This window comes from Bacillus fungorum (assembly GCF_002746455.1).
Classification (GTDB): Bacteria; Bacillota; Bacilli; order Bacillales; family Bacillaceae_G; genus Bacillus_A; species Bacillus_A fungorum.
In genome coordinates, this window is the sequence record NZ_NWUW01000087.1 from 1 (window position 1) to 2,998 (window position 2,998).

General features: G+C 33.7%; 1 protein-coding gene and 1 pseudogene. Both read right to left on the bottom strand.

What is annotated here, in order from left to right; genetic code table 11:
• A pseudogene (locus tag CO726_RS30590) lies at positions 1–1,273 on the bottom strand (hypothetical protein); the annotation flags it as partial.
• Positions 1,274–1,396: 123 nt separating this feature from the next.
• Positions 1,397–2,722 (bottom strand): S-layer homology domain-containing protein, encoded by a 1,326-nt coding sequence (locus CO726_RS30595; protein WP_099686792.1) that lies wholly within the window; start codon positions 2,720–2,722, stop codon positions 1,397–1,399.
• Positions 2,723–2,998: the final 276 nt, after the last annotated feature.

Below are 2,998 nucleotides of genomic sequence, written 5' to 3' on the forward strand. Positions count from 1 at the left end.
TTGGATTACGACGACAATAACTTAAACTAGACTGTGCACTATCTCTTACGGATTCAGAACTATTTACTTCTTGCTGGGACTTATTAATATTGTTATTTACCTTTGCTCTATATTGGTCACGTTCTGGTTTAAAATTATCACGTGATACATCTATTCTTGTTTTTATATTCTTTCCTTCTCTTGCTGTTTCTCCTTCAATTCTGTCAGCAGAGAAATCAATTTTATATTTAAAATCATCTTCATCACCTGGATCTGGATTAGGTGTTACTTCTGTACCACAGTTTCCATCTACAATAAAATCTACTTTCTTCTCATTTGAATCCCTTTGTACAGCGTCTGTTACTTTAATTTTCGCAGTATATCGCCCACACATTTGCGGCTGCCAAGTTACATCTTCTTTTTTAAATTGCCCTGCATCGCCTTCATTTGGTTTTTGATTATCTTTTTGTGGAGTTGAACGTAAGTAATTTTCCTGGTGATGCACCGTTTCGCCATCTTTTGTAATATCTAGTATCCACTTCACTCGATTTCGTTCCCCAGCAGCTTTTTGATAAGGGTTTACTGTTGTTCCATTTGGATCTCGGTCGTTGTATCCTTTATTTTTACTTACATACTCAAAGCCGTTAAATGTAATTTTCACAGGTATATCTTTTTTTCCACTCATAGCTTGAAAGTCTTTTACTTGAGGTTTACTTGTACGTACATACCACAAGTTATACCTATTTACATTATCTACACCACTAGCACCTGCGTATCCACCAGAAAGGTATGCAATGTCACGAATCCAATAAAACTGTCCAAGTTCTCTAAAACTTTCATAAGTTTGTATCATATGTTTATCCATATTTTCTAAAACGAATTCTGGGTTTCCCCAATATTTACTAGAAATAACAGAATTATTTACCCTTTCTATTTCAGTAACCATACGGTCACCCGCTGGTACTTTACCATTTAAATAACCTTCATTTGCAATTCGAATATATGGCTCTGAAGTATCTTCAGCTTGTACTAAATTCTCCCTTGGGTTCTCCCAATTAAAAGAACCGTTATATACTGCAGGAAAGTGCACATCGGCCTTATATAAAGATTCTTTAGCTGCATATCCACTTCCAGGTCTATAATATTTTCCTGGCAACTGTAAGTTAAGTGAAGTCAAAAACGAATCATTTTGACCGTTATAGAATGGGACATCGTTGTTTTTAGCACTTGCCATACTAGGTATAGCAAACATAGTTGAAGTACAAATAACTAGTAAACCTCTTTTAAATTTCATTTTTTTCTCCTCCCGAAACATAAAAAAGGACACACCTGTACCATTGGGGTGGTACGTAAGGTGTGTCCTTTACGTATGCTTAATTAAATATTATATTCATATTTTATAATACTTAGTATATCATTATTTTGTTTCAATTTGAATATACATTGTATCAAAAGCTGCAGTTTGACCAATACGGACTTTATAATTTCCTTTTTGATAATTGTTAATAGAGTCTTGTGCAATAGTTTCATCAATTTCTTGCTCTAAATTCAATCCACTTAAGAAGGTAACCCATCGTTTAGCTAATTCTACAGTTGCTGGATTATTATCTAAAAAATAGATTTTATAATTACTATTTACAGAACCTTCAATTGCGAATTGTGCACCTATTGAACCAGCTGGAAGATACATATCTTTATCCAAAATACGTACTCCTCCTCTTAAATCTTTATATTTAAGATTTGTATTGTACTTTTTATTAATATCTTTTACTATATTTTGTGCTTCTGTTGATAATTGTTTTTGCACACTTTCATTTTTTAAAGCTTCAGGGTTATAATCAAAGTCAGGTTGTGCAATCTCAACGTCTAATCCCTCAGGCACTTTAGGCTGTTCTGGCTCCACTTCTGGTTTTTCTTCTGGTTTTGTTTCAGGCTTTGGATCTGGCTTCACTTCTGGCTTTTCCTCTGGTTTTGTTTCAGGCTTTGGATCTGGCTTCACTTCTGGCTTTTCCTCTGGTTTTGTTTCAGGCTTTGGATCTGGCTTCACTTCTGGTTTTTCTTCTGGTTTCGTTTCAGGTTTTGGATCTGGCTTCACTTCTGGTTTTGTTTCTTTTTCAACTGCATTAATAGAGTTGTATAAGAACTGACTATATTGTTCACGAGTTACATGCATTTGTGGTGAATATTTATTACTACCTGTACCCGCTGTAACACCATTTTCCTCTAATGCATTAATTGCATTATATGCCCAAGAATTTTTATCAACGTCAATAAATGATGTTGTCTTAGTAGCTTTGAACTTAAAAGCATTTGTAAGTACTTGCGCCATTTGTTCACGAGTTAAAATATCATCGGGACCAAATTTCCCTTCACCATAACCAGCAACAAGCCCCTCTTTAGCAAGTGCTAAGATTTCTTTTTCAAACATGTGTCCTTTGATATCAGTAAATTTATTTTTGAAGCTAGCATCTGCATCTGCTGGTTTTACATACGCATAAATCATACGCGCTACTTGCCCACGAGTTACATTGTCACCGAAACCAAACTGTCCATTTCCGTATCCTGCTACTACCTTACGGTTTGCTAAACCATAGATTGCTTTTGTAGACCAGTGATTTGCTGGAACATCATTGAATTTTAATGAGTCTGTGTTATCGGCCTTAGCAGTAAATGCTCCTGCTCCTAGTAATGATGTACCCATAATTGTTAATGCTGTTGCTGTTTTTAAAAATGTATTAGCCATTGTTTGTTCCTCCAAATATATTAGTTTTTTCATAGATTCCTTTATTGTACCGAATTAAAATATAAAATCCAGATACTTTAACGTATTAATTTATTAATTTTCGTTTTTTATAACCGCTGTTCTATATGGAAAATATTACCATATATAAATAAGCTTGTAAAGTATTTTTATATATTTATTTTCAAATATATTTTTCTAGCAAAAAAACTATACTTTTCAGCATAGTCTTTTATAGTAAGATTCTTAGAATCTTTATTACTTAAAATACACTTGTCC

Bases quoted from the DNA above. Each gene is read 5' to 3' on its own strand.
- CO726_RS30595 (WP_099686792.1), bottom strand. From the start codon at position 2,722: ATGGCTAATACATTTTTAAAAACAGCAACAGCATTAACAATTATGGGT.